Origin of the sequence: Lysinibacillus xylanilyticus (assembly GCF_001183605.1) — a bacterium.
In the GTDB taxonomy this organism is placed as follows: Bacteria; Bacillota; Bacilli; order Bacillales_A; family Planococcaceae; genus Lysinibacillus; species Lysinibacillus xylanilyticus.
The window spans coordinates 264,828-287,212 of the sequence record NZ_LFXJ01000013.1 but is presented as its reverse complement, the minus strand read 5'-3'; the positions used below and the strand labels follow the sequence as shown (position 1 = coordinate 287,212).

Here is a 22,385-nt window from a genome sequence, read left to right as displayed (position 1 = left end):
TTCTCTACTCCCATCTTGTGGCTTTTAACGGCAGCTGGATCATAATTTTCGTGCCTACATCCAACGTACTTGAAATGTGAAAATCTGCCTCAGTTCCATAAATTTCATGAATACGCTGATAAATATTCCATAAAGCTGTCCCTGTCCCTTGCTCGGATTCCATAATTGTTTTGCCAAGCTGTTTAACCTGCTCTTCTCTCATCCCACAGCCATTATCCTCTGCTAACAGCAATAGCTTATTATTAATTCGTTGCACCTTAACGTCAATTTTGCCTTCCTTACGATTTTTAAAGGCATGATAAATGGCATTTTCAACAAGTGGCTGTAAGGTAAATGGGGGAATATGTACGTCAAAAAGTGATTCATCTAAGTGAAATTGCACATCATAGCGGTTCGGAAACCTTGTTTGTTCAATCGACAAATAAGCCTCCACATGGTCAATTTCATTTTTTAACGGAATTAGCATTTGACGAGCTCCCTGTAAATTACTCCTAAAAAACGTACTAAGCTTTATCAATAATGCTCTAGCCTCATCAGCATCCGTTCGAATCAAACTTGAAATAGTATTGAGACTATTAAAAAAGAAATGGGGATGAACCTGCGCTTGTAACGCTTTAATTTCTGCATCCTTTAATAGCTTTCTTTGCTGCTCAATTTCAGCATATTCAAGCTGCGATGAAAATAGTCGACTGAGGCCCTCAGCAAGCTCCTTTTTCGCCCCGGTTAATGAAGAAACATTAATAAAATATAGCTTTAAGGTACCTACCGTTTTATGCTGTACTTTTAAAGGTAAGACAATCGCAGCACTTAACGGACAATCTTCATTTGGACAACTGATTTCTTTTGCGGACGTCGCTGTAAGAATGCGCCCTTCTACTAATACCCGTTTCGTTAAAGCCGTCATTATTTCTTGATGAATTACATGATGGTCCTCGCCTACTCCTACATGTGCTAAAATCCCATTTGTATCCGTAATCGCAACTGCATCAACTTCAATCTCTCTCTTAATAATTTCCGCAACCGTTCGGCAGGATTCTTCATTTAACCCTTTCCGAAAATGTTCAATTGTTTGTTGGGCAATAGAAAATGCTTGGTGTGTTTGTAATGCTTTTGTGCGCTCTTCCTCATCAATAAAAGTTTTGATAATAATGAAAAATATCAAAATCCCAAAGGCATTCATAAAAATCATCGGTAGCGCTATTATAGAAACTAATTGCAAAGCTTGTTCAAATGGTTTTGCCACTAGTAAAATAACAATCATTTGTAAAGTCTCTGCACAAATTCCGATGATAACAGCCTTTTTATAGGAGAAGGTTTGACGAATTTTTAATTGATTACTTAAACCACCTGTAATGAATCCTGCTAATATTGTCGATATACCACAGGCAATCGCTGTAAAACCGCCAAGGGTAATACGATGAACCCCCGCAATAATACCTACGCTAACACCCACAAGTGGCCCACCAAAAATACCAGCAATCGCTACCCCAATTAGCCTCGTATTTGCAATGGCTTCCTCTGCATTTATAGTGCTATGTATCATTTGATTTAAAGGATTGATAGTACCGCTTTCGATTTTTATCCCTGTATAGCTGCTCACTATACTTAAAGCACTAAAAATAATAATGAGCCAAACCTTTTCCTTAACCCCTTGATCCTTAAATAACACTCCCCGAAAGAGCCGCCATCTTGACATTAAAAAGGCAAACACAATGATTAGCCCTACTCGCTCTAACATAAATAAAAATAGCTCCATCATAGGTCCTCTCCTTTGTCACTTTATTTTTTAAAGAACAATTTATAAGAGGAATAACCAAAGACATCTCCTGGATTAATACCTTCAATCCCCTCTAATTGATGCTTTTCGAATTGGTTGGATGCCATTTCTTTTAACATCACTGATGTCATTTCATCCTGAGCAAGCTCCTTTGGATACATCCATTTCGCTTCTAATAATTCATTTTCCTGAATGCAAATCTTCTGCTGCTCATCCTTCATACAACAATAAAATATCGCCATATTATCACTAATGTCACCACGAATCACACCCGTTCGAAAACCAATTAAGCCTGATACGTAGCAATCGATACCCGTTTCTTCTTTTAATTCGCGAACAACGGCTTCATCTACTGTTTCACCAGCATTGACAAAACCTGCTGGCAATGACCATCTTCCCTTTAATCCGCTGTATGCCTTTTTGACAACAAGCCATTGTCCTAGCTCATTGACAGTAACCCCCGCAACACCTAACCAAACTTTTCCTCTATCCTTTTTCATCATCATTTTCACCTCTATATCACTATTATAACGGCCAATTTTCCATATATAGAAGTATTAATTCAGAATTTTATGGTTACATCTCACTTTCAAACATAAAGTATGCATGCGCTCCAATATTGGAAATATGTTACACTTATTAAAATGCAGAATATTCACTTTTTAAAAAAGGAGGAGATTTCATGTTAAACGTATTATCACCTCGTGCAAAACTTTTTATTTTTGCGATAGTGTTGCTTTTATTATCACCTATCATTGTTTTCATGTTGCCATTTACGATTTCCCAAACGTTTTATTTTAGTAAAGATAATATCGTACTGATCACTCCAACATACAACTTCATTATGCTTTTCCTAGCAATTGCGCTAATTATTTTAACGTTAGTCATACTTGGGTTCAAAAGAAATAAATACACCTATTTGATTACGCTTTTAGTAATAGTAAGCAGTCTAGTTTTAGTCTATTTTTCTGTTTTAAGTTATACCGCTATACAGAATACACAAATTGTTTTCAAAGATTTTCATCATCAAACTACACATGAATGGCAGGATATTAAGGAAGTCATTTATGAGTATGAAATAGGTACAGTAGGCACTTATTATTTCCAAACGAAAAATAACGAAAAGTTTGTCATTGAAGAAAACGGACAATTTGACCCAGAGGCAAAAAGTGCCATTTACAATTTAGCAAATGACAATGGCGCTTCATTTATAGAACGCGAGAAGGTAAAGTAACGATTATCAATTATGCCTCAGCATAATTGCGTCTGGAATCGGCTTTGTGCTTACGCCTGCAGATGTTATTTCGCGAAAGCGTGCGGCAGCAGCAGGATGCAGGTCAGTTAGCCTGAGTTCCTCTTTTCAGCAAGTATTTTTTGTACCGAAAGCGTAGCGGCAGGTACAGGTGTTTGAACACCCGCTGAAAGAAGTTAAAAAGAAGCCACTTTCGAGCAGAACGAAAGTGGCTTACGAAATTTTTCTATGCATCTACCTGCTAAAATAGTTGCCTAACCTTATTATGTTACAAGCAATGTCCCAAACATTTTCCATACCTAAACTACGAATACTTACGCTTCCAGCTGCTCCATATCCCAATTAAGTTTTAATATATTTTTTAATCTAATGACCTGATCTTCTCCAATTGTATTGACCAGTTGTTTTTCTATTTCTGCTTTACAATATTGATTTTTTTCAAAGCATTCTTCACCAAATTCAGTCATACGAATAGCTTTATGTTTTTTACTATGTTCGACACCCATAACTGTCACCAACCCTTTAACTTCCAAACTCTTTATTATTTTATGGGTTGCTTGTCTTGAAAATTTAACATTTTTAGCTACATCTGAAATCGTAAGTTGTTTTTTATAAACTATCCCCAAAATATACCATTCCGAATTTGAAATATAAATATCGTTATGCTTATGCCACTTCTCTTCTGCAAGTCTTCGAAGTAGTTCGTGACGTTCGCTCAACAAATCAATGACATCTCGATTCTGCAATTCGTCCTTCAACTATTTCACCTTCATTTCATTTTTTTCGTTATTAATATACAAAAAACAGCAGCAATCGTCAACTAAGTTGACAAAAACCTTCTAATTGCTTACAATTAATTTAGTCAACCTAGTTGACAAAATAGTTTGTTGGAGGGGATATACATGTACAACGTTGGCGATGTAGTCATTTACTCATCACATGGACTTTGTTCTATTGAAGATATTTGCGAACAAACCTTTAACGACATTACTAAATCTTATTACGTTTTACAACCACTAAATGAACCACAATTAACAATTCGTACCCCTATTGATAATTCAAAAAAACAGCTTAGAGATATTATTAAAGAAGAAGAAGCCCTCAGTATTTTACATTCATTCACATCCCCTGGTGTGGAATGGATTGAACAAAATACGCATCGAATGAGATTTCATTTAGAAATCATTAAATCCGGCAATCGCCAAAAACAAGCAGAGCTTTTAAACACATTGCTACGAAAAAAGCTCGAATATAAGACCAATGAAAAAAAATTCCCTAACCAGGAAGAAAAAATATTGCAATCTTTACAAGATACTATCTTTTCGGAGTTTTCAATAGCTCTTAATAAACCATCCGATGAAATTTATAAATATGTTTTAACACAACTTCACTAATTTTGTATTGTCGGTACATTAATAAGGCCACGATAAAAAATAATCGTGGCCTTATTAATATTTAAAAAGAAATATATAAAAAGGTTCTGCTCCATAGTTTAAGCAAAGTAATAGTTCATGTTTAAAATCTTCATTTTCTATTAATAAAAATGCCTCCTTCAAAAGCCACCTCTAAACTTTCACAACTCGTTTGTAATTCACCGCCAATAGGAGTTCCTAACCACCATTTGTATTCATTATTTTTCCAGTTAACAAAATCGTTTATCTTTGAGAAAATAATTGTAATACATAAAGATTTCGAGGTAGTAATTATTTGAAGAAAAATATTTTTACAAGCATTTTGTATATCCTAGCTTTTGTAGGTATGATCATCACATTATTTGTTGTATATAAGGATATTGATAATTTATTTTTAGCTAAATTTGTATTTGGTTATTTAATTTTTCTTGTTTTATTCCTTATTTATATAGTAACCGTATCTATAATAAATTTAAGAAAATTAAATAAGATGGATAAAAGAAAACGGTTCTTTAAAATTATTATTATTACCATTCTAATTAGTTGTTGTAACTTTATTTTTTACTATTTAAGAGAACCATCCAAAATATCTTTTTACAATATTGTAATTTCACCATTTGTTATATCACTCATTTTTATTTTATCGGATTTACCATTCTTAGCGAAAAATAAAAAATATTATTGAACTAACAGGATCTTTAAAATTGGGGCTTGTATTGATGAGTAATTCTCAGATTTACGAGTCCTTTTCTTATACCCCATTTAACTCAACACATAGCTTTAAGACTTGCTGCACATTTACCATTCCAATACCAATGAATAATATTCCATGTTATAATTTTGAAGAAAGATTAATATTAGTTTAAATTTAAAGGAGCACAAAATGATGTTTAAAGACCCTTGGAATCCTACGCAAGAAGAGATAAAAAAATGGGCATATAGTGATGAAATGGAACCTGAGCAAGATTGGGAACTCGCTATCTATAAAATCGAAAATATACCCATGATTTGTACATTTGTTGAGGATGAGCGATGTGAACGTACTTCTTATTTCCTTAATACTTTATATGTTTTCACTGGAGATATGGTTCGGGTAGGTAGAGAAATTCAAAAGCTATCTCAATTACTAGATACGATTGAAAATACAACCAAATCAAAAGAACTTAAATTGTGGATCGAACGTTCTCAATTTCTCATTGAATATCCGGAATACTATGATAGCTCTTATAGCTCTTATTGGGGGCTTTGTTCAAAGTTTGTTTATGAATGATCACAAATTTTCAAAGATTAAATTTTAATATAGCCATAAAAGTAGCCTTTTCAATTCGTTATGTTTTTCAACATACAAATCAAAAAGGCTTGGTATCTAAACACATTTAGACAATTTATTTTTAGTCACAAATCTCAGGTGTACCTTCACGTTTCGCCGTTTTGAAAGACGTGCCACAGCCGCATGATGCGATGGCATTTGGATTATCGATTGTGAAGCCTCCGCCCATTAGCGATTGCTTATAATCAATTTTTGTCCCAATTATAATCGGCGCATCTTCACGGGAAACAAGAATTGTTAAACCATGTTGTACATCTTCAAAATCATCTTCTTTTTTCTCTTTATCAAAATGCATACCGTATGATAGGCCACTGCATCCGCCACCATTAACAACTACACGTAAAAACGAACCTTGCTCTTCATTGTGCTCCATCATTTCATTAATATGAAAAGCAGCCGCTTCAGTAACTTCAATTACTTGCTTACTTGTCATCCCAATCACCTTCCTTCTTACTTATTATCATATCAATTTTGACTATTGTATGACAAACATTCAGCTCCAAAAGGATTTTTAGTAAAAATTCTAATATTTTTCACATTTTTAGTATTTTTTATCCACGTTTATGAAATCCACATTGGTATAATAGTTGTAATAAGTCGATGAAAGAGGTATTAAATATGGAGAATTCACCTTATTACGAAAAAAAAATTCAATGTCTTAATTGCAAAAAAGAATTTCCAACATTAAAAGTACGCTCTAAATTCATTAAAGTAGATCACACAGAAACAGATTTTCATCCTATCTATGCAGACGGTGTAAATGCCCTTTATTATAATGTATTTGTTTGTGAGCATTGCGGATTTTCATTTACAGAAGACTTTTCAAAGTATTTTGCTCCTGGCACGCAAGATGAAATTCGCACGCAAATTACTGAAAAATGGGTACACCATGATTTTAAGGGAGAACGCACCGTATTCCAAGCAATACAAGCTTATAAATTAGCGTTCCTTTGCGGTACGATTAAAAAAGAAAAGTTTGTCGCAATAGCTGGTCTTACATTACGTCTTGCATGGCTATATCGTTCACTAAAAAACGAAGGACAAGAGCAACGTTTTATGACAATGGCCCGAGATTACTATATGGATTCTTATTCAACTGAGGATTACAGCTCAACTCAAATGTCAGATATACGAATTATGTATATGATTGCAGAACTATCACGACGTATCGGTGATTTAGAAAATGCTACACGCTTCTTTTCAAAGATCATTGAAAAGCAAAGTATTGGTGGAGAAGCGAAGATCATTGATATGGCTAAAGAACAATGGGCAATTATTCGAGAAGAAAAAGAACATGCACGCCAAGTTTAAGAAAAAAAGTTCTAGCCTGGATTAATCAGCTAGAACTTTTTTAATCGTTTTAGAATACTTGCTCTACTTCAATAATACCTGGTACTTCTTCTAATAATGCGCGCTCGATACCAGCTTTAAGTGTAATTGTTGAACTTGGGCAACTACCACATGCACCTAATAAACGTAATTTTACAATGCCGTCTTCTACATCTACTAATTCACAGTCTCCACCGTCACGTAGTAAGAATGGACGTAATTTATCTAATACCTCTTGAACTTGATCGTTAATTGTTGCTTCTGCCATTTTGTCTCGACTCCTTTCCTTATAATGATTATAATGTTAGCAACAGAAAAAATCCAATATAGAATCCGAGGAGTGGAAATGAAATGAGTCAAACGAAACCAATGATTGAAATTTACGGAACAGCGGTAATCTGCGCAAGTTGTGTCAATGCGCCATCTTCAAAGGATACATATGAGTGGCTACAAGCAGCCATAGATCGAAAATATCCAAACCAAGGATATGATATTCGCTATATCGATATTGAAGGACCAATTGAGAATGAACGCGACCAAGATTATGCTTCACGCATTCAAGAAGATGAATTTTTTTATCCGCTTGTCCTTATAAATGATGAAGTAGTGGGCGAAGGCTATGTGCAATTAAAGCCTGTATTTACTGCACTTGAAAATTTAGGTTTCGTTCCTGACGAAACCGTATAAAAGAAATAAAAGGAATTGTTTCAATTGAAACAATTCCTTTTTATAAGAATCAAACTAGCTAATTAATCATTTTGACGTTTGTAGTACCATAATAATCCTGATTTCATCAAGCGAGCGATACGTCCTGTTACTGTTGTATCTGCTAAATAAACAAAGCCTTGTTTTTTACCAAGAGCTCCCATGAAACCTTTTAATTTAATGTCAGGCATTTTCTCAGGTAAGTTTTCGCCTTTCCAACGCATGCGAAGTACTTTGACGATTTGTTCTGCTTGCTCCTCAGCTAACTGAGCAGTTGGAGGTAAGTCTGAAGCAGCACAGTCACCTACAACATATACATGCTCATCATCAAGAAGATTGAAATATTGTGTTACAAGTGGACGACCTTGATTATCTTTTTCAACCTCCAAATCGCGAACGATTTTGACAGGCTGTACACCCGCAGTCCAAACTACAGTATCGAGTGCAATTTCTTCTTCGTGATTGTAAATTTTACCTTGCTCAATTTTTGTAATATTTGAATTGGCAATGACTTCAACATTATGTTTTACAAACCAGTCTTTCACGTATTTACTTAACTTTTCTGGGAAGTCCTTCAAAATACGAGGACCACGGTCGAATAGCTTTATTTTTAAATCTGATCGACTTTCACGTAACTCACTTGCAAGCTCAATACCACTTAAGCCAGCTCCTACAATTCCGACAGTAGAGCCTGCTGGTAAACCACAAAGTGATTGAAATGTTGAACGTGATTTCGCCATTGTCTGAATGCTATATGTGTACGCCTCTGCACCTGGTACACCATGATATTTATCCTCACAGCCAAGACCAATTACTAAATCATCATATTCAATGCGTTGTCCATCTTCTAGAATGACTACTTTTTCCGCACGATCAATTTCAACAACTTCTCCATATACAGCCGATAAACGTTCATTCTCAGGGAAGCTTACACGAATTTCTTTATCTGTTGCAGTCCCTGCTGCTAATGCGTAAAATTCTGTTTTTAAACTATGGAAAGGGGCTCTGTCTACTAGCACAACTTCTGTGTCTAATGGAATGTTTGGTAATAATCGAAGCATAAGACGCATGTTGCCGTAGCCGCCACCTAAAAGTACTAATTTACCCATAATAGTCTCCTTTTATATCTCTTGTAATAATTGTTCACAAAGTATCCACAAATGAGTATAACCGATTGTGAGAAGTTTCACAATATCAGAATGCAATTTTGTGAAAGATTTCACAAAACAAATGCTAACTTGCCTTTTTCGAATGATTTTTGAATCATTTGGGCTTCGATAAACCATCGCTATTGTTCGAATTTTCCTTAAATATCGTTTCCTTTTCTTCATTTTTGCAAAAAATTGTTTAACACTGTAGCATATTAACGCGACCAACCTTACTACTTAATATTTGCTTTCTAGGTCAACTCAAATCATTGACGAATGTTTTAAAAGCGAGTAGCATTATTTTGGTGAGGTGACATGTATGAATCCAATGGTTGAATTTTGTATAAGTAATTTGGCAAATGGCTCTCAAAAAACTTATGAAGTACTAGAACGCGATCCGAACATCGACGTTTTGGAATATGGCTGCCTTAGTTACTGTACAAAATGTTCAGAATCATTTTATGCAATCGTCAATGGTGAATTAGTTGAGGCTGATTCTCCTGAAGAGTTGACGAAGGCAATTTATCAATTTATAGAAGAAAATCCGTTATGGTAATGAAGGCGTAATACCTCATTCATATAATGATGAAACACTTACTAATACTAAATTTGAACATAAAAAAAGGATGTTATGCCAAAAAAATCGACATAAGCATCCTTTTTTTATGTTTGAGCTATATTTTTGAATTAATCAATTATGCCTCGGCTATTAAATCCTCTACCACATAGGTAGGTTGCTGCTCCTTCTCAAGTACAGCCTTTGTCGGTGTAACACCTGTGTTTACATGGATTGTGTCACAGCCAAAGCGAATCCCACACATAATATCTGTGTCGTAATTATCGCCAATCATCACCATTTCATCTTTCGTAAAGTCATGCTCTGTTGCAATAACTTCAAGCATTGCAAGTGATGGTTTTCCGATATAGATTGGCTCAACGTCTGCAACTTCACCTACTAAGCGGGCAAATGACCCATTACCTGGTAGAAATCCATACTCTGTCGGGAATTTAATATCTTGATTCGTTGCTATAAACGTCGCACCATTTTGCACAGCAATCGTCGCCTTTGCAAGTGCCATATAATCAAGATTTCGATCAATCCCCATAACAAAAACCTCTGGTTCATCCTCGGTAGGTTCAATGCCTTCATTAAATAACGCTTTCCGAATACCATCAGAACCTAGCATGGCTACTTTTTTGCCAGGGAAATTCAAGGCTACATATTTTGCTGTAACTAATGCGCTTGAGTAAATATGTTCTATCGGTGCATTCACACCTATAGCACTTAAAGCTTCCTGTAGCTGCTCTCTTGTCTTAGAAGAATTGTTTGTTACGTAAAATGGCTCAATTCCTGCTTGTTGTAACCGATGAATAAAAGTAATCGCAGAAGGAATGCCGTCCTTTCCACGGTACACTGTACCATCTAAATCAAAGCAATACGCCTTGTAGGTTTTCATTGATGATCCTCTGGTAAAAAAGCTGAAACAGGGCCGAGTTCATTTGTTAAATAACTATTCACAGCTGGTGAGAATTGCTTTAATGCTGGTAAAGTCGTTGTTAACACATTAACAACTTCCTGAACATCTACTTCTGTAAATTCTCGAACAAGCATTTTACGTAAGCCAACTACTGCTTTTAACGGTGCTTCCATTTCAGTAGATACGACTTTTTCATCGATTAAAATATCAATAATATCCTCATAGCTTCCTGGATCACGCATAATGAAGCCGTCAATCATTAAATTTCCTACATCCATCATTGACTCCATCACATTGTGACCAATTCGCTCGATTGCTAATTTCTTAATATCATTTTCTAGCCAGCTATCTTCTGACTCTAAAATTTCTAATAGTCCATCTAAGTACTGTAAGTTTTTTGTGATTTTATTACGATCTACAAAATACACAAGGAAAGCCCCCATTCAAATCTTTAAAAGTTGATAGTCATTTCTCTTCTATAGTACCATATCTATAGGACTGGAAGGAGATTAAAAGATGGAACGTTTTTTTTTATATGATGATGTAGAAGATACGAAAACACGCTTTGTTAGTTTTGCAGGGGATAAGTTACGCTATGATTTAGCTATTTTGCAATCGGGTCGTTTCTTTGGGAAAGTGCTTGTCATGGATATTCAATTTGGACGCTTTGCTATAATTGGTCCAGATGATGTAGAAGAACCTGGCTATCTTGAACATGTATACAATCGCACAGAGGAAGACACGGTCGAGCTACGTGAATATTTACGTGAATTATTAAATTAACACTCTTCAAAGATTGGGTGTTTCCATAGCAATTAAGCATTTAATACAAAAAAATTCCGCTTTTCTGCGGACATAGGGTTCTACTTTGCGCACTGTGCAACAGAAGGTTGGCGGAATTTTTTTGTAAGTATCTTAATACTAAATCAAGGAGCATTGTATTGTGCACTTACTTTTCATTATTTATTTTAGCAGGATTATCCTTGTTGCGAGGCTTGTCTTTGTTTTCATTATCGTTTTGTTTTTTGGCTTGTTGATTTTGCCCAATAACTGCTAAGTCATCGACACTAATATCAAAACCAAATCCATACTCTTCTCGATCTAACCCTTTTTTATTTTCTTTAGTCAAATTAATCACCTCCAATAAATAAATTATCCTTTTTCTCATGATTTATACGCTTTGACTTTCCACTTCAACAATACTAGCATTATGCTGTTGCATCTTTAATAATCCAATCAGCAGCACTAATTAGATCTGGAAAAACCGCATCTGCTAGCGGATCTTTCGCACCTAAAAATACCCCCTTAGTTCCTGCTCGTTTGCCTGCTATTATATCTGTATCCGTATCTCCCACCATGTAGGATTTTGCTAAGTCTATATTATATTTTTCACCAAGATCAACGATTAATTTACTATTTGGTTTACGACAGGCACAGCCCGATTTGGGTTTATGAGGACAATATACAACTTCGTGAATAGTGGCCCCTTCCTTCTTCAATTCTTTTACCATATGTTCATGTATTTTTTGTAGCTGCGTTTCTTTCATAAACCCTAATCCAACCCCGCCTTGATTGGTTACTACAAAAATATAGTCGAAGTATTTATTCAATTTTTTTATAGCTTTCGGAACATGCGGTAGGAAATAAAAATCCTTTGGTTTATTTACAAATTTAACGCGATCCGTTAATACTTCATTGATGACCCCATCACGATCCAAAAATACAGCTTTTTTCATCTAAACAACACACACCTTTAATATAAAACTAGAATTAATTTTAAAATCCGTCCTTTTCGATTCCTCACCAAAAATTAGGAATGTTATTCGTTAAAACGTATAACTTATAAATAAGTTGATTGGAGTGGAGGCTGGGCGACTCCTTGGGGATTAGCAATATAGGAACGAAGGCTAAAACCATCACGTCCTGTGATAACGCCTTCGTGACCAACATCCTGCTGTTGCTGTCGCTACGTTAGCACTTCGCTTTCGCGCAAAAAACACCTGTTGGCCCAAGCGGCTCATCGGACGCCCCCAGGAAGCTCTGCTCTGCGCGAAAGCGAAGCGTCAGCGGCAAATGTTTTCTGTAGCGAAAGCAAAGCGACAGCTACAAATGTTTTATCTGTGCGAAAGCGAAGCGACAGCAACAAAGCGCCCAGCCGGAACGGAAATCAACCTCGCGCTATGTTTATAAGCCACATTTTTATTATTACCAAATTAAAAAAACCTATTACTTCAAAGTAAAAACCTGATGCAAATTTCGCATCAGGTTTTAAAAGTTTATTCTGCTATTTGTTCATGCTCAACAATCTTTGTCACTTCATGATCTTCACTTACTACAGCTTCTTCTGGCTGTTGAGTAGATTTACCCGTTTTGTGCAAGACGAAATATGAACAGCCAAAATTACAATACTCGTATAAGTAATCTTGTAGTGTACTAATCTTCGTATCGAAAGTGGCTTTCTGATTTTTATCGTCAAAAAAGCCTTTTAAGCGTAATTGACTATAGCCCCAGTCGCCCACAATATAATCATATCTAGCTAAAATATCTGAGTATCGTTCCTTGAACACTTCTTCTTGAAAAGCCTCTTTGTAATCTTCAATAAGCTCGTATTCATATCCTTCAATATTGATCAAAGTGGCACCGCCTTCTAATTCAACATTTATTTTTACTGTTCTGCTTGTAGTTGACGTTCTTTTGTTGCTTCGTTAACTTGTTCATCAGCGTGATAGCTACTACGTACAAGTGGGCCTGCTTCACAATGCTTAAATCCTTTTTCCATTGCGATTTTACGCAGTTTACCAAACTCTATTGGAGAATAATACTTCTTAACAGGCAAATGTTTTTTCGTTGGCTGTAAGTATTGACCAATTGTCATAATATCTACGTCGTTTGCTCTTAAATCGTCCATTACTTCTAAAATTTCTTCTTCTGTTTCACCTAAGCCTATCATTAAAGATGACTTTGTAGGGATATCTGGCTGCATTTCTTTTGCCAAACGAAGAAACTCTAATGAACGCTCATATTTTGCTCGTGCACGGACTCTTGGCGTTAAGCGACGCACTGTTTCAATATTATGATTTAAAATATCTGGCTTCGCATCCATTAAAATTTGAAGATTCTCTTGCAAACCACCTAAATCGGACGGTAAAACTTCAATCGATGTAAACGGACTTTTACGACGAATCGCACGTACTGTTTCAGCTAATACTTCCGAACCGCCATCCTTTAAGTCATCACGTGCTACCATTGTAATAACAACGTGCTTTAAGTTCATAATAGCTACAGAATCTGCTACTCGTTCTGGCTCAGCTAGGTCTAATTCATTTGGTAAACCTGTTTTAACAGCACAGAAACGGCAAGCACGCGTACAAACAGATCCAAGGATCATCATTGTTGCTGTACGTCGTTCACCCCAGCATTCATGAATATTAGGACAGCGAGCTTCCTCACATACTGTATGCAGATTTTTTTCACGCATGAGCTTCTTTAGCCCTTTATATTCATCATTTGTGTTTAATTTAATTTTTAGCCAATCTGGTTTTCTTAAATATTCTTCTTTTCCTTTGCTTGTAGGTTTACAAGATGTCATACGGATATCGCCCCTATCAAATATGTGCAGTTTTTATATTACTATCTTCACTGATGTCAATGTAACATAATAAATGAACTCCAACAACTATCATAATCAATTTTGCCTCGGCAAAATTGCGTCCACTGAAAGAAGGCAAACATTTCTACTTTTTAGGAGAAACAGGTACTTGAATTGAAGGAACCTCTGAACTACCATTTGAATAAACATCTGGAACTTTTCCCCTTACTAAGCCCATCGCCACCGGAATATCCTGAGTAACTGTTGTAGTTTTACTAGCAAACGGGACAATAATTTGCACATTTACCTCTATATGAATACCTACCTCCACATAAGCGCTATTAATACCATATTCAGTTATTGAAGAAGTAACTTCACTATGCACATTGCCAATTACATGAAAACGTATCGGAATTTTAGGGCCTAAGTTCCCAAGTATAGGCATATTGGCCGCCTGACTGATAGGTACATAAAAAACGACCCCGTTGCCTTCATTTATCTTGTTAAAATCATATTCAACATTATCAAGATTTGGTAAATGTGACAGCTCCCCTTGCTCTGCCTGCTCTAAATACACTTTTACTTGATTGACCGTTTCTGTTCGAACTCGATTAATCGTTTCTGTATTAATCTTCAAATCAGCCTGGTTGTTAGGGGATACTTCTACAAGAATATCATTAACATCCATAACACTTGATGTACGAGAATCAATCGCTTTACTCACAACGGAAGATGCAATCTTACCCGTTTGTACTTCAGCATATTCTAAGTATGTCGGCATAAGCTGCTCATTTAAATAATAAATAAATAAAAAAACACCGATAATAGTGCCTACAACTAATAAGGTTAATCGATTCAACCGACTTCCCTTTTTTCTATAGTTGCCCTGATTACTATATGATCGTAATTTCATCCTTTTTCGAGGGAAAAACAAAAAATCTCCTCCTGTTTCATAAAGTATGAACAGGAGGAGATTTTTATTCTATTTCGATTGTACAACATAATCCACTTCTATGTTTTCAATTGTTATGGTAGGGTAGCCCACTAAATTAATTTCATATGTAGCTGTTAATATTTGATTTTTCTCTTCAAAAATACGAATCCACGGAAATGCGGCATTCAATGTATCTTGTCTTGATACAATACCCCGACGCCCATCCGATAATTTTAAAATAACACCATTAGGATAATGGACAACAGACCTTTTCAATGCATTCACAATACGTGCATCGTATATAGTTCCAGCGCCTGCTTCTAAAATTGCTAGGCCCTGAGAAGGTAACATTTTTTCACGATATACACGACTTGTAGTCACCGCATCAAAGACGTCTGCTACACCAATAATTTTGGCAAACGGATGGATTTCAAAATCAACTAAGCCCCGTGGATAGCCACTCCCATCAATCCGTTCATGATGTTGGAAGGCACAGTGTGCAACAATCAATGATATGGAATGTAAATTACGTAACAAATCAAAACCATATCGAGTATGCTGCTTCATCGTTTCAAATTCCTCACACGATAGGCGATCAGGCTTAGTCAGAATTTCTTTTGGTACCATAAGCTTTCCTATGTCATGTAATAATGCGCCTATTGCAATTAAACGTAAATCCTCAGCTGAATATCCAAGCTCCTTAGCAATCGCTATCGAGTAAAGTGTGACTTGAAAAGAGTGTTGATATAAATATTCATCAAATAAATACGCATCTGTTAGTATTGTTAAAATTTCATCATTACCTCTAACTGCCAACAGTAATTCATCTACAATTGAGACAATTGCTTTTGATTGCTGGTCAAGCACATAAGAGGCATTTACTGGATTTAAACCATTGATTGATTGGAAAGAATCTTTAATGGTTGAAATTGCTTTATTTCGAATAACAGTTGGAACTGTTTCCTGTACCTCAATACCCTTAGAAATTTTATCGTCAATATATAAATAATGCATATTTAATTGTTGAAGTCTTTGTATGATACGTTCATTAATGACAACATCTTTCTTTAAAAGAGGGTGTCCCGCCTCATTCCAAATGGTTCTTGCTAATACCATTCCTTCTTTTAATACATCGATTGAAATTAAACGCATGACCTTTTCCCCAATCCATTCTAAAAGCGTTTTATCTACTATTACTTAAAGAACCTTTGCCCATAATCTATCATAATGTTTCGTAAAAATTCTGGTAGAATATATTTTTTCTTAGCATATTTAAAGCTAGGATAAAAATAACCGAACGTAAACAAATCAAGTGTTACTAATTTATAAATTCGATCATTATCTGCAAGCTTCCCATTGATCAGTAATTGGCGATCTTCATTCATAGAAAAGCCATAGGTTAACATCTTCCCAAAAATAACGCCTCTAAAGCCTAATCCTTTTAGCTCAATATAAGGCCATTCTTCATTTTTAGATTGCTGAAAAATTTCTTTCATTTCGGCAACTGATAATTCAATCGTACATAAATTTATAGGATGTGGGAAAATTCTATGCAAATCAAGTGCTGTCACTGTTCCTTTAGGTAAACCATCTAAAAAAATACCTGCATTAAATAACGAACAATCCGCTCCACTTTTCTCTAAAATGGCACGCGCGAACAAATCGGATAATTGTGAATAATGGAACCATTCCTTATTGTACGATTTTTCCGTAGTGAATACTGGAATATCAAGTAATCGTTTGCCTTCTATTTCTAAAGATTGAACGATTTCATGTTCATTTTTAATCGTAGGCAAATCTTTATTATGAATTAACGCATCCTTTTTTTCAACAATTCCCCTAGATTTTGTATCATATTCTAATACAAGATGGCCAGTATATTGTCCAAATTTTCCTCCACCCGTTAATAAAACGCCATTAATTAACTTTCCATTAGGGAGAACATGATGTGTATGTGAGCCGAATATAACATCTATTTCTGGGCATTCCTCAGCTAAAAGCTCATCCTCTGTTATCCCTAAATGTGACAAACAAACAATAATATCCACTTCTTCACGAAGCTGGAGCGCTAAGCGAATGAGTGTGCTTCGTGCCTCATCTATCTCCCAGTCTAATTCCTTATAATAAATTTCAAACATAGCCGTTGCTGCAATCACTGCAACCTTTGTGCCATAAGTAGTTGTTAATACAACATACGGCTTCATCCACGCTGGATTTGGTCCTTGTGAGGCATTTACATTAGCAACTAATACGTCAAAAGCTGCTTCATCATACAAATGATAAAGCTCCTTATGGGACAATGTTATACCTTCATTATTACCAATTGTTACCACGTCGTAACCAGCTTCATTCAATAACTTCACATTGCCCTTTCCGACTGTTGCTTCTGTATAAATATTTGAACGATCCAAATGATCGCCGACATCAAATAAATAGCTTGTTTCTCCCATGGTTGCAAGCTTAGTACGAATTTCTCTCACATAGCTTTGCATTCGTGGCCAATACTTAAAATGACTGTGCAAATCATTCGTGTGAAAAATATGGATTTTTTCCAGCAATTAAGCCACCTCTTCTTTAAAATAGCTTCTATGTCTGTAGTAGACTTGCTTTAAATCAATATTACAATAAAGCTTCGATAATGGAACGAATTCCTAATAATAATAAAATAACTCGAAGTGCTACTACAAGAGTATCTGATTTAATTCTTTTATTTAATGCTGCCCCAAGCTTTGCTCCAATATAAGCACCTGGAATAACAGGAATCGTATAGAGCCATGGCACATGTCCTAAATAAATATGACTCGCTGAATTAACAATCGACGATAGAAATACCATGAACATCGATGTTGCCACTGCAACATGCGGAGGGAATAAAAATAAAAGAATCATGGCCGGCACGGTCATCGAGCCTCCGCCGATACCAAATAATCCAGAGGCAAAGCCTATCCCAAATGTTAATACAATGGCAAACCAAATTGGATACCCATATACAAAGGTATTTCCTTCTTTATCTTCGAATTCCCTTTGCATACCGTTTTTTACAAACCATTCTACAGGTTTCAATCTATCCCTTACAAGTAAAATCGTCGCCAAAATGATTAGTAAAATACCAAAATACAAATTAAATGATGGTAAATCTAGCCCTTTATTTACCCATGCACCTAGCATTGTTCCAGGAATACTTCCTATAAAAAATATCCAACCGCTTTTATAATCAACTGTTTTAGATTTCATATAGCTTAACGTAGAGGCAAGTCCAGTGAAAATCATCATGACAACAGATAAACCAACCACTTTTTGAGGAGTTATATCTGGAATCATCCCTAAATTTAACCCAACGTATAATGTTGCTGGGACTAAAATAATTCCTCCACCAAGCCCAACCAACGAGCCAATTACCCCAGATAATAATGCAATAATAACTAAAACAAAAAATTCCATTATAGTTCCCCTTCAAACATATTTAATTGTTTAGGCGCTAACCCTACATCTCTAATCGCTAAAATACCTTGTAATTCCTTAGCATTTTTCGCAGCATGAAGTCCTGAATTATTATTAAATAATACATACAGATCCTGTACTTCTGATTGGAGATGTTTTAAATGCTGTCCAAGCTGCTGCAATTCTTCACTATTATAATCATATAAAAAGCGAACCTTCCGCCAGTTTTCGGCATTACCAGTATTGCGCCACCCATGAATGTTACGTCCATGAATACGTACAAGTGCCTTAGTCGCAGTAACCGTAGGATAAAATGGTACAGAACCTACTCCAGCCTGTGGTTCATCACAAATCGTATGAATAAATTGCTGCTCTCGTAAAAAATCCATTGTTTGCTGTACGACATTGTCCGCATACCATGTTCGATTGCGAAACTCAATAGCTACGTCAAAGTCTTTGAGCTGCTGCCTAATATACAATAAATATTGCACATTCTTAGTCTGACAATCAAACCACGGTGGGAACTGTGCTAGTACCATCGCCAGCTTCCCATGGCGTTTAAATTCATTGGCACATTCGATAAAGGCATTAAACATGTCATTCTTCGATTCAAACGGTATGTCGCCACGTAAATGACCAGTCATCCCTTGATAAACCTTCACAACAAAACGAAAATTTTCGGGTGTATCCTCACACCACTTCCGAACATTCTCTTTAGAAGGTATGGCATAAAAGGAAGTATCTACTTCAACCGTTAAAAAATGACCTGTATAATCGAATAATTTGTCCTTTGAGGCAGTCACTTCACTATAAATCGAAGGATGATCACCCCAACCAGTTAATCCAACTATAATCATGTGACCCCCTCCTCCATGTACATTTATCATAGCATACACTTTCTAATGAAATATGAACGTATCGTAAAAAAACACACCTCATAATTTAGGGCGGCAAAGATAGATGTTACCATCATTTTCCTATATGATAAAGCAAAGGATTATCTCATCATAGCGTGGGGTTGATTTCCATTCCGGCTGGGCGCTTTTGTAGCTGTCGCTTTCGCACAGATAAAACATTTGCCGCTGACGCAGAGCAGAGCTTTCTGGGGGCGTTCAGCCTTCACTCCAATCAACCTAAGCACATGGTATACGTTTTAATAAATATCATTCCGAACTCTTAGTCAAAATATAGCAAAATTAATGCGAAAGGATAGTGATATAAATGATTACTGAACTACAGCAAAATGAATTTCACAGGTGTAAAGAGCTGCTGAATGAGCAAGGTCAATTAGAAGCAAAAGCAGTCGTAGAGGGAGTTAATCCCGGACGAATATTTGTGGATACTGTCGACACACCACGTACAGCACTTATTTGGTTAGGCAACAACGATGGTTTTTTATTTATAGGGAATGAAGGTAATGAACAATTTAATAATCAAATAAATGGTTTTGTTGATCGAGTAATTGTACCCGAAGCGAAGAAAGTGGGGTTACATTACTTCGAAGGCATCGGTAACCATCCGGAGTGGAATCAAACGATTGAAAAAATATTTAAGTATCGTGAACTTGGTAGTTGGAAGCAAAGAGTATATAAGCTTCATAAAAATAACTATATAGTAAATAATGAGCCCGATGTTAAAGAAGGATACACTGTTTTAAAAATAGATAACGCTCTATTTAACGATAATGCAATTAAAAATCTTGAATTTTTACATTCAAAAATTCTTTCGTGTTGGTCATCTTCTGAGTGTTTCTTGAATAATGGAATTGGATATTGTGTCGTTTACAATCATCACATTATTAGTCTTTGTTTTTCAGGCTTTGTCGTTGAAAATGTTCACTGCATTGACATTGAAACATTAGAAGCTCACCAAGGAAATAAATTAGCCCAAAAGTTAGCTCACTATTTTGTAAAAGATTGTTTAGCGCAAGGTTCGACCCCATATTGGGATTGTATGGATTCAAACAAGCCTTCCATCGCTGTAGCAGAAAATATAGGGTTTACCAATGTTTTTAACTATGTAGGATACGAATTTTCATTTAACTAATATGTTAAAACCCCGTTAAGTGAACGTGTCACTTAACGGGGCATAATTGTAATTAGGCTTTAATTAATAAAACTTCACTACATCTTCAAAAGGTAATGACGTTTTTTCTCCTGGTTGCTCATTTGGTTCACCAAATGGCATTTGAGCTACTAGACTCCATTCTGCAGGAATATTCCAAGTTTGTTTAACTTCCTCATCAATAATTGGATTATAGTGCTGAATAGATGCTCCAATTCCTTCAGTAGTTAAAGACATCCATGTTGCGTATTGTAGCATAGCATTTCCTTGATGTGACCAGAATGGGAATTGCTCTTTATAAGAAGGTGCATTTTCTTGCATTTGTTTGATTGTTGCTTGGTTTTCAAAGAATAAGATTGTTCCTACGCCCTCTTTAAAGCCTTGTAAACGCTCTTCTGTTGCAGCGAAATTTTCTGCTGGAACTCGTGAACGTAATGTTTCTTTGACAATATCCCAAAACTTTTCGTGCTCGTTATCCATTAAAACTACTAGACGTCCACTTTGCATATTAAATGAAGATGGTGCATGTACACTAATTTTTAATAGTTCTTCAATCTTTTCTTTTGTAATCGCTGCGTTCTTTTTCACTTTACGGATTGAGCGACGATTAATAATTGCTTCTTTTAAATTAGTTGTTGTTACTGACATTTGTATTTCCTCCAAATTTTAATCAATTTTTTTATAGACTTTTACATGCAGCTTTATTTTATAAGCTACCTTACATTACCTATTTTTTTAATTGCTGATCGATAACTTGTGCTATTCTTTCTTTACTAGCTAATCCTTGAATTATTTCATCACCAATAATTAGTGTAGGAACAGCCGTAATATTTGCTTCTTCATATGCATGCTTTAAAGCATCTTGATGTACTTCACGATATTTACCTGAAAGCAAAGCCTCTTTGAATTCTTCTTTTTGCAGACCTACCTCATTCGCTAATTGAGTTAACACTTCTACATCTTCAATATTTTGTTCCTCTTGGAAAAACGCTACGAAAACTCTATGATGAAATTCATTTCCTTTTCCATATACTTTAGCGAATTGGTATCCTTCAAAAGCTAAATTTGTATAAGGATGTGGGGATACTCTTGGTAATCGCATATCAATCCCTAGCTTTTTAGCTGTAGGGAGAATATAGGAATCCCACGACCCTAATTTAGCAGGCTCTTTCCAAGGATCGATTTTTGGATATGGTTTTGGCCTTAATTCAAATGGCATCCACTCTATTTCAATATCCTTTTCTTTTGCAATTTCATCTAATGGCCCTTTCCCTAAAAAACAGAAAGGACAAATAAAATCCGAATATGCTTTTATTTTAAGAGTCACCCAATAAAACCTTCCTTTCTTTTTCTGTTGTAACCACTTTAGTTACAACTAAGTCAATAAATAATGCATTCGAAAAGAATGCATGCACTTATTGTGATTGTTGAATTTCTTGGATTAAAGATGTAATCACTTGTTCCATAGTAATGTTGGCTAATACTTGCTCCATCGCTTCTTGTGCCTGCACTAAAATTAGCTCTAACACAGCCTGTATATTTGCACCAATAGGACAATCAGGATTTGGATTTTCATGTAGATGAAATAACTTATCTTCTTCTACAACTTCTACTGAACGAAAAACCTCTAGCAAAGTGATAGCATCTAGATCTTTGACTAAAGAAGCTCCACCTGTTCCCCGGCGCACTTGCACTATACCTGCCTTTTTAAGATAGGATAATATTTTCCTAATCACTACTGGGTTTGTATTTACGCTTTCCGCCATAAATTCTGATGTGCAAATAGTCGATGGATTTTGTTTGATGATTGATAAAATATGAACAGCGATTGTAAAACGACTGCTAATTTTAATCTTCATCACCTCCAACCTGTAACCATTATAGTTACAACTAGAAAATAAGTCAACTGTTTTATAAAAACGACTT

The 22,385-nt window shown here is 35.6% G+C and carries 29 protein-coding genes; 9 read left to right on the top strand and 20 right to left on the bottom strand.

The features are described 5' to 3' along the window. Positions 1-4: 4 nt before the first annotated feature. Together ACZ11_RS24405 and ACZ11_RS24400 are read right to left on the bottom strand one after the other, a co-directional pair. The gene (locus ACZ11_RS24405; protein ID WP_049669127.1) at positions 5-1,756 is read right to left on the bottom strand and encodes a sensor histidine kinase; all 1,752 of its coding nucleotides are present in this window, start codon (positions 1,754-1,756) and stop codon (positions 5-7) included. Between the two features lie 23 nt (positions 1,757-1,779). Next, a complete protein-coding gene (locus ACZ11_RS24400) occupies positions 1,780-2,277 on the bottom strand; it encodes an NUDIX hydrolase (protein ID WP_049669192.1) in 498 nt (165 codons plus the stop codon). Between the two features lie 182 nt (positions 2,278-2,459). On the opposite strand from ACZ11_RS24400, the gene ACZ11_RS24395 reads away from it, so the two are divergent. Further along, complete coding sequence (locus tag ACZ11_RS24395; RefSeq protein WP_049669126.1) at positions 2,460-3,011, top strand: hypothetical protein; 552 nt, start codon at positions 2,460-2,462, stop codon at positions 3,009-3,011. 332 nt (positions 3,012-3,343) lie between these two features. On the opposite strand, the gene ACZ11_RS24390 is transcribed toward ACZ11_RS24395, so the two are convergent. Then, a complete protein-coding gene (locus ACZ11_RS24390) occupies positions 3,344-3,787 on the bottom strand; it encodes a MarR family winged helix-turn-helix transcriptional regulator (protein WP_049669125.1) in 444 nt (147 codons plus the stop codon). Positions 3,788-3,931: 144 nt separating this feature from the next. Between ACZ11_RS24390 and ACZ11_RS24385 the strand changes: the two genes are divergently transcribed. The 3 genes from ACZ11_RS24385 (at position 3,932) to ACZ11_RS24375 (ending at position 5,711) form a co-directional block, all read left to right on the top strand. Then, complete coding sequence (locus ACZ11_RS24385) at positions 3,932-4,423, top strand: CarD family transcriptional regulator (RefSeq protein WP_049669124.1); 492 nt, start codon at positions 3,932-3,934, stop codon at positions 4,421-4,423. A gap of 313 nt (positions 4,424-4,736) precedes the next feature. Further along, positions 4,737-5,126, top strand: coding sequence for a hypothetical protein (locus tag ACZ11_RS27150; RefSeq protein ID WP_049669123.1), 390 nt, complete (start codon positions 4,737-4,739; stop codon positions 5,124-5,126). 198 nt (positions 5,127-5,324) lie between these two features. Beyond that, complete coding sequence (locus ACZ11_RS24375) at positions 5,325-5,711, top strand: hypothetical protein (RefSeq protein ID WP_134008648.1); 387 nt, start codon at positions 5,325-5,327, stop codon at positions 5,709-5,711. A gap of 121 nt (positions 5,712-5,832) precedes the next feature. On the opposite strand, the gene ACZ11_RS24370 is transcribed toward ACZ11_RS24375, so the two are convergent. After that, positions 5,833-6,204, bottom strand: a complete 372-nt coding sequence (locus ACZ11_RS24370) for a HesB/IscA family protein (protein WP_049669121.1) — start codon at positions 6,202-6,204, stop codon at positions 5,833-5,835. Between the two features lie 185 nt (positions 6,205-6,389). On the opposite strand from ACZ11_RS24370, the gene ACZ11_RS24365 reads away from it, so the two are divergent. Then, positions 6,390-7,082 carry a DUF2225 domain-containing protein gene (locus ACZ11_RS24365; RefSeq protein ID WP_049669120.1) on the top strand — a complete coding sequence of 231 codons (693 nt, stop codon included), beginning with the start codon at positions 6,390-6,392 and terminating at the stop codon, positions 7,080-7,082. A 49-nt stretch (positions 7,083-7,131) separates the two neighbouring features. On the opposite strand, the gene ACZ11_RS24360 is transcribed toward ACZ11_RS24365, so the two are convergent. After that, entirely contained in the window at positions 7,132-7,368 is a 237-nt protein-coding gene (locus tag ACZ11_RS24360) for a NifU family protein (protein WP_010857481.1), read from the bottom strand. An 83-nt stretch (positions 7,369-7,451) separates the two neighbouring features. Here ACZ11_RS24360 and ACZ11_RS24355 point away from each other — a divergent pair, with 83 nt between their 5' ends. Continuing rightward, positions 7,452-7,787: a YuzD family protein gene (locus tag ACZ11_RS24355; protein ID WP_049669119.1), complete on the top strand. Its 336-nt coding sequence runs from the start codon at positions 7,452-7,454 to the stop codon at positions 7,785-7,787. Between the two features lie 62 nt (positions 7,788-7,849). Here ACZ11_RS24355 and ACZ11_RS24350 read toward each other — a convergent pair whose 3' ends face one another. After that, positions 7,850-8,914 (bottom strand): NAD(P)/FAD-dependent oxidoreductase, encoded by a 1,065-nt coding sequence (locus ACZ11_RS24350; protein ID WP_049669118.1) that lies wholly within the window; start codon positions 8,912-8,914, stop codon positions 7,850-7,852. A gap of 358 nt (positions 8,915-9,272) precedes the next feature. On the opposite strand from ACZ11_RS24350, the gene ACZ11_RS24345 reads away from it, so the two are divergent. Next, positions 9,273-9,509 (top strand): YuzB family protein, encoded by a 237-nt coding sequence (locus tag ACZ11_RS24345; RefSeq protein WP_049669117.1) that lies wholly within the window; start codon positions 9,273-9,275, stop codon positions 9,507-9,509. A 139-nt stretch (positions 9,510-9,648) separates the two neighbouring features. On the opposite strand, the gene ACZ11_RS24340 is transcribed toward ACZ11_RS24345, so the two are convergent. Together ACZ11_RS24340 and ACZ11_RS24335 are read right to left on the bottom strand one after the other, a co-directional pair. Further along, positions 9,649-10,410, bottom strand: a complete 762-nt coding sequence (locus tag ACZ11_RS24340) for a TIGR01457 family HAD-type hydrolase (RefSeq protein ID WP_049669116.1) — start codon at positions 10,408-10,410, stop codon at positions 9,649-9,651. Further along, positions 10,407-10,859: a DUF86 domain-containing protein gene (locus tag ACZ11_RS24335; RefSeq protein ID WP_049669115.1), complete on the bottom strand. Its 453-nt coding sequence runs from the start codon at positions 10,857-10,859 to the stop codon at positions 10,407-10,409. The genes ACZ11_RS24340 and ACZ11_RS24335 overlap by 4 nt, the downstream gene beginning before the upstream one ends. Positions 10,860-10,947: 88 nt before the next feature. Between ACZ11_RS24335 and ACZ11_RS24330 the strand changes: the two genes are divergently transcribed. Beyond that, a complete protein-coding gene (locus ACZ11_RS24330) occupies positions 10,948-11,214 on the top strand; it encodes a DUF3055 domain-containing protein (protein WP_049669114.1) in 267 nt (88 codons plus the stop codon). Positions 11,215-11,380: 166 nt separating this feature from the next. Here ACZ11_RS24330 and ACZ11_RS24325 read toward each other — a convergent pair whose 3' ends face one another. The 9 genes from ACZ11_RS24325 to ACZ11_RS24285 all read right to left on the bottom strand — a co-directional run bounded on the left by ACZ11_RS24325 (position 11,381) and on the right by ACZ11_RS24285 (position 19,252). Further along, positions 11,381-11,599 (bottom strand): hypothetical protein, encoded by a 219-nt coding sequence (locus ACZ11_RS24325; RefSeq protein WP_049669113.1) that lies wholly within the window; start codon positions 11,597-11,599, stop codon positions 11,381-11,383. 40 nt (positions 11,600-11,639) lie between these two features. After that, positions 11,640-12,167, bottom strand: coding sequence for a D-glycero-alpha-D-manno-heptose-1,7-bisphosphate 7-phosphatase (locus tag ACZ11_RS24320; protein WP_049669112.1), 528 nt, complete (start codon positions 12,165-12,167; stop codon positions 11,640-11,642). A 540-nt stretch (positions 12,168-12,707) separates the two neighbouring features. After that, positions 12,708-13,064: a YutD family protein gene (locus ACZ11_RS24315; RefSeq protein ID WP_049669111.1), complete on the bottom strand. Its 357-nt coding sequence runs from the start codon at positions 13,062-13,064 to the stop codon at positions 12,708-12,710. 32 nt (positions 13,065-13,096) lie between these two features. Then, entirely contained in the window at positions 13,097-14,020 is a 924-nt protein-coding gene (gene lipA / locus ACZ11_RS24310) for a lipoyl synthase (protein WP_049669110.1), read from the bottom strand. A 145-nt stretch (positions 14,021-14,165) separates the two neighbouring features. After that, positions 14,166-14,879 carry a sporulation protein YunB gene (yunB, locus tag ACZ11_RS24305; RefSeq protein ID WP_400959842.1) on the bottom strand — a complete coding sequence of 238 codons (714 nt, stop codon included), beginning with the start codon at positions 14,877-14,879 and terminating at the stop codon, positions 14,166-14,168. 123 nt (positions 14,880-15,002) lie between these two features. Continuing rightward, on the bottom strand, positions 15,003-16,106 hold the full coding sequence (locus ACZ11_RS24300; protein WP_049669109.1) for an HD-GYP domain-containing protein: 1,104 nt from the start codon (positions 16,104-16,106) through the stop codon (positions 15,003-15,005). 41 nt (positions 16,107-16,147) lie between these two features. Continuing rightward, positions 16,148-17,512, bottom strand: coding sequence for a bifunctional metallophosphatase/5'-nucleotidase (locus ACZ11_RS24295; RefSeq protein WP_049669108.1), 1,365 nt, complete (start codon positions 17,510-17,512; stop codon positions 16,148-16,150). A gap of 61 nt (positions 17,513-17,573) precedes the next feature. Then, positions 17,574-18,395: a sulfite exporter TauE/SafE family protein gene (locus tag ACZ11_RS24290; protein ID WP_049669107.1), complete on the bottom strand. Its 822-nt coding sequence runs from the start codon at positions 18,393-18,395 to the stop codon at positions 17,574-17,576. Beyond that, positions 18,395-19,252 (bottom strand): DUF72 domain-containing protein, encoded by an 858-nt coding sequence (locus ACZ11_RS24285; protein WP_049669106.1) that lies wholly within the window; start codon positions 19,250-19,252, stop codon positions 18,395-18,397. The genes ACZ11_RS24290 and ACZ11_RS24285 overlap by 1 nt, the downstream gene beginning before the upstream one ends. A 364-nt stretch (positions 19,253-19,616) precedes the next feature. Here ACZ11_RS24285 and ACZ11_RS24280 point away from each other — a divergent pair, with 364 nt between their 5' ends. Next, on the top strand, positions 19,617-20,441 hold the full coding sequence (locus tag ACZ11_RS24280; RefSeq protein ID WP_049669105.1) for a GNAT family N-acetyltransferase: 825 nt from the start codon (positions 19,617-19,619) through the stop codon (positions 20,439-20,441). Between the two features lie 63 nt (positions 20,442-20,504). On the opposite strand, the gene ACZ11_RS24275 is transcribed toward ACZ11_RS24280, so the two are convergent. The 3 genes from ACZ11_RS24275 to ACZ11_RS24265 all read right to left on the bottom strand — a co-directional run bounded on the left by ACZ11_RS24275 (position 20,505) and on the right by ACZ11_RS24265 (position 22,312). Continuing rightward, complete coding sequence (locus ACZ11_RS24275) at positions 20,505-21,107, bottom strand: nitroreductase family protein (protein ID WP_049669104.1); 603 nt, start codon at positions 21,105-21,107, stop codon at positions 20,505-20,507. 79 nt (positions 21,108-21,186) lie between these two features. Then, positions 21,187-21,786 carry a DsbA family oxidoreductase gene (locus tag ACZ11_RS24270; RefSeq protein WP_049669103.1) on the bottom strand — a complete coding sequence of 200 codons (600 nt, stop codon included), beginning with the start codon at positions 21,784-21,786 and terminating at the stop codon, positions 21,187-21,189. 88 nt (positions 21,787-21,874) lie between these two features. Continuing rightward, on the bottom strand, positions 21,875-22,312 hold the full coding sequence (locus ACZ11_RS24265; protein ID WP_049669190.1) for an Rrf2 family transcriptional regulator: 438 nt from the start codon (positions 22,310-22,312) through the stop codon (positions 21,875-21,877). Positions 22,313-22,385 lie beyond the last annotated feature (73 nt).

Excerpts from the sequence above, each read along its gene's own strand:
- ACZ11_RS24275 (WP_049669104.1), bottom strand. The coding sequence starts at position 21,107 with ATGTCAGTAACAACAACTAATTTAAAAGAAGCAATTATTAATCGTCGC.
- ACZ11_RS24340 (WP_049669116.1), bottom strand. The coding sequence starts at position 10,410 with ATGAAAACCTACAAGGCGTATTGCTTTGATTTAGATGGTACAGTGTAC.
- ACZ11_RS24360 (WP_010857481.1), bottom strand. The coding sequence starts at position 7,368 with ATGGCAGAAGCAACAATTAACGATCAAGTTCAAGAGGTATTAGATAAA.
- ACZ11_RS24355 (WP_049669119.1), top strand. The coding sequence starts at position 7,452 with ATGAGTCAAACGAAACCAATGATTGAAATTTACGGAACAGCGGTAATC.
- ACZ11_RS24285 (WP_049669106.1), bottom strand. The coding sequence starts at position 19,252 with ATGATTATAGTTGGATTAACTGGTTGGGGTGATCATCCTTCGATTTAT.
- ACZ11_RS24320 (WP_049669112.1), bottom strand. The coding sequence starts at position 12,167 with ATGAAAAAAGCTGTATTTTTGGATCGTGATGGGGTCATCAATGAAGTA.
- ACZ11_RS24405 (WP_049669127.1), bottom strand. The coding sequence starts at position 1,756 with ATGGAGCTATTTTTATTTATGTTAGAGCGAGTAGGGCTAATCATTGTG.
- ACZ11_RS24385 (WP_049669124.1), top strand. The coding sequence starts at position 3,932 with ATGTACAACGTTGGCGATGTAGTCATTTACTCATCACATGGACTTTGT.
- ACZ11_RS24325 (WP_049669113.1), bottom strand. The coding sequence starts at position 11,599 with ATGAGAAAAAGGATAATTTATTTATTGGAGGTGATTAATTTGACTAAA.
- ACZ11_RS24400 (WP_049669192.1), bottom strand. The coding sequence starts at position 2,277 with ATGAAAAAGGATAGAGGAAAAGTTTGGTTAGGTGTTGCGGGGGTTACT.
- ACZ11_RS24290 (WP_049669107.1), bottom strand. The coding sequence starts at position 18,395 with ATGGAATTTTTTGTTTTAGTTATTATTGCATTATTATCTGGGGTAATT.
- lipA (WP_049669110.1), bottom strand. The coding sequence starts at position 14,020 with ATGACATCTTGTAAACCTACAAGCAAAGGAAAAGAAGAATATTTAAGA.
- ACZ11_RS24350 (WP_049669118.1), bottom strand. The coding sequence starts at position 8,914 with ATGGGTAAATTAGTACTTTTAGGTGGCGGCTACGGCAACATGCGTCTT.
- ACZ11_RS24395 (WP_049669126.1), top strand. The coding sequence starts at position 2,460 with ATGTTAAACGTATTATCACCTCGTGCAAAACTTTTTATTTTTGCGATA.
- ACZ11_RS24345 (WP_049669117.1), top strand. The coding sequence starts at position 9,273 with ATGAATCCAATGGTTGAATTTTGTATAAGTAATTTGGCAAATGGCTCT.
- ACZ11_RS24365 (WP_049669120.1), top strand. The coding sequence starts at position 6,390 with ATGGAGAATTCACCTTATTACGAAAAAAAAATTCAATGTCTTAATTGC.
- ACZ11_RS24370 (WP_049669121.1), bottom strand. The coding sequence starts at position 6,204 with ATGACAAGTAAGCAAGTAATTGAAGTTACTGAAGCGGCTGCTTTTCAT.
- ACZ11_RS24330 (WP_049669114.1), top strand. The coding sequence starts at position 10,948 with ATGGAACGTTTTTTTTTATATGATGATGTAGAAGATACGAAAACACGC.
- ACZ11_RS24375 (WP_134008648.1), top strand. The coding sequence starts at position 5,325 with ATGATGTTTAAAGACCCTTGGAATCCTACGCAAGAAGAGATAAAAAAA.
- ACZ11_RS24280 (WP_049669105.1), top strand. The coding sequence starts at position 19,617 with ATGATTACTGAACTACAGCAAAATGAATTTCACAGGTGTAAAGAGCTG.
- ACZ11_RS24300 (WP_049669109.1), bottom strand. The coding sequence starts at position 16,106 with ATGCGTTTAATTTCAATCGATGTATTAAAAGAAGGAATGGTATTAGCA.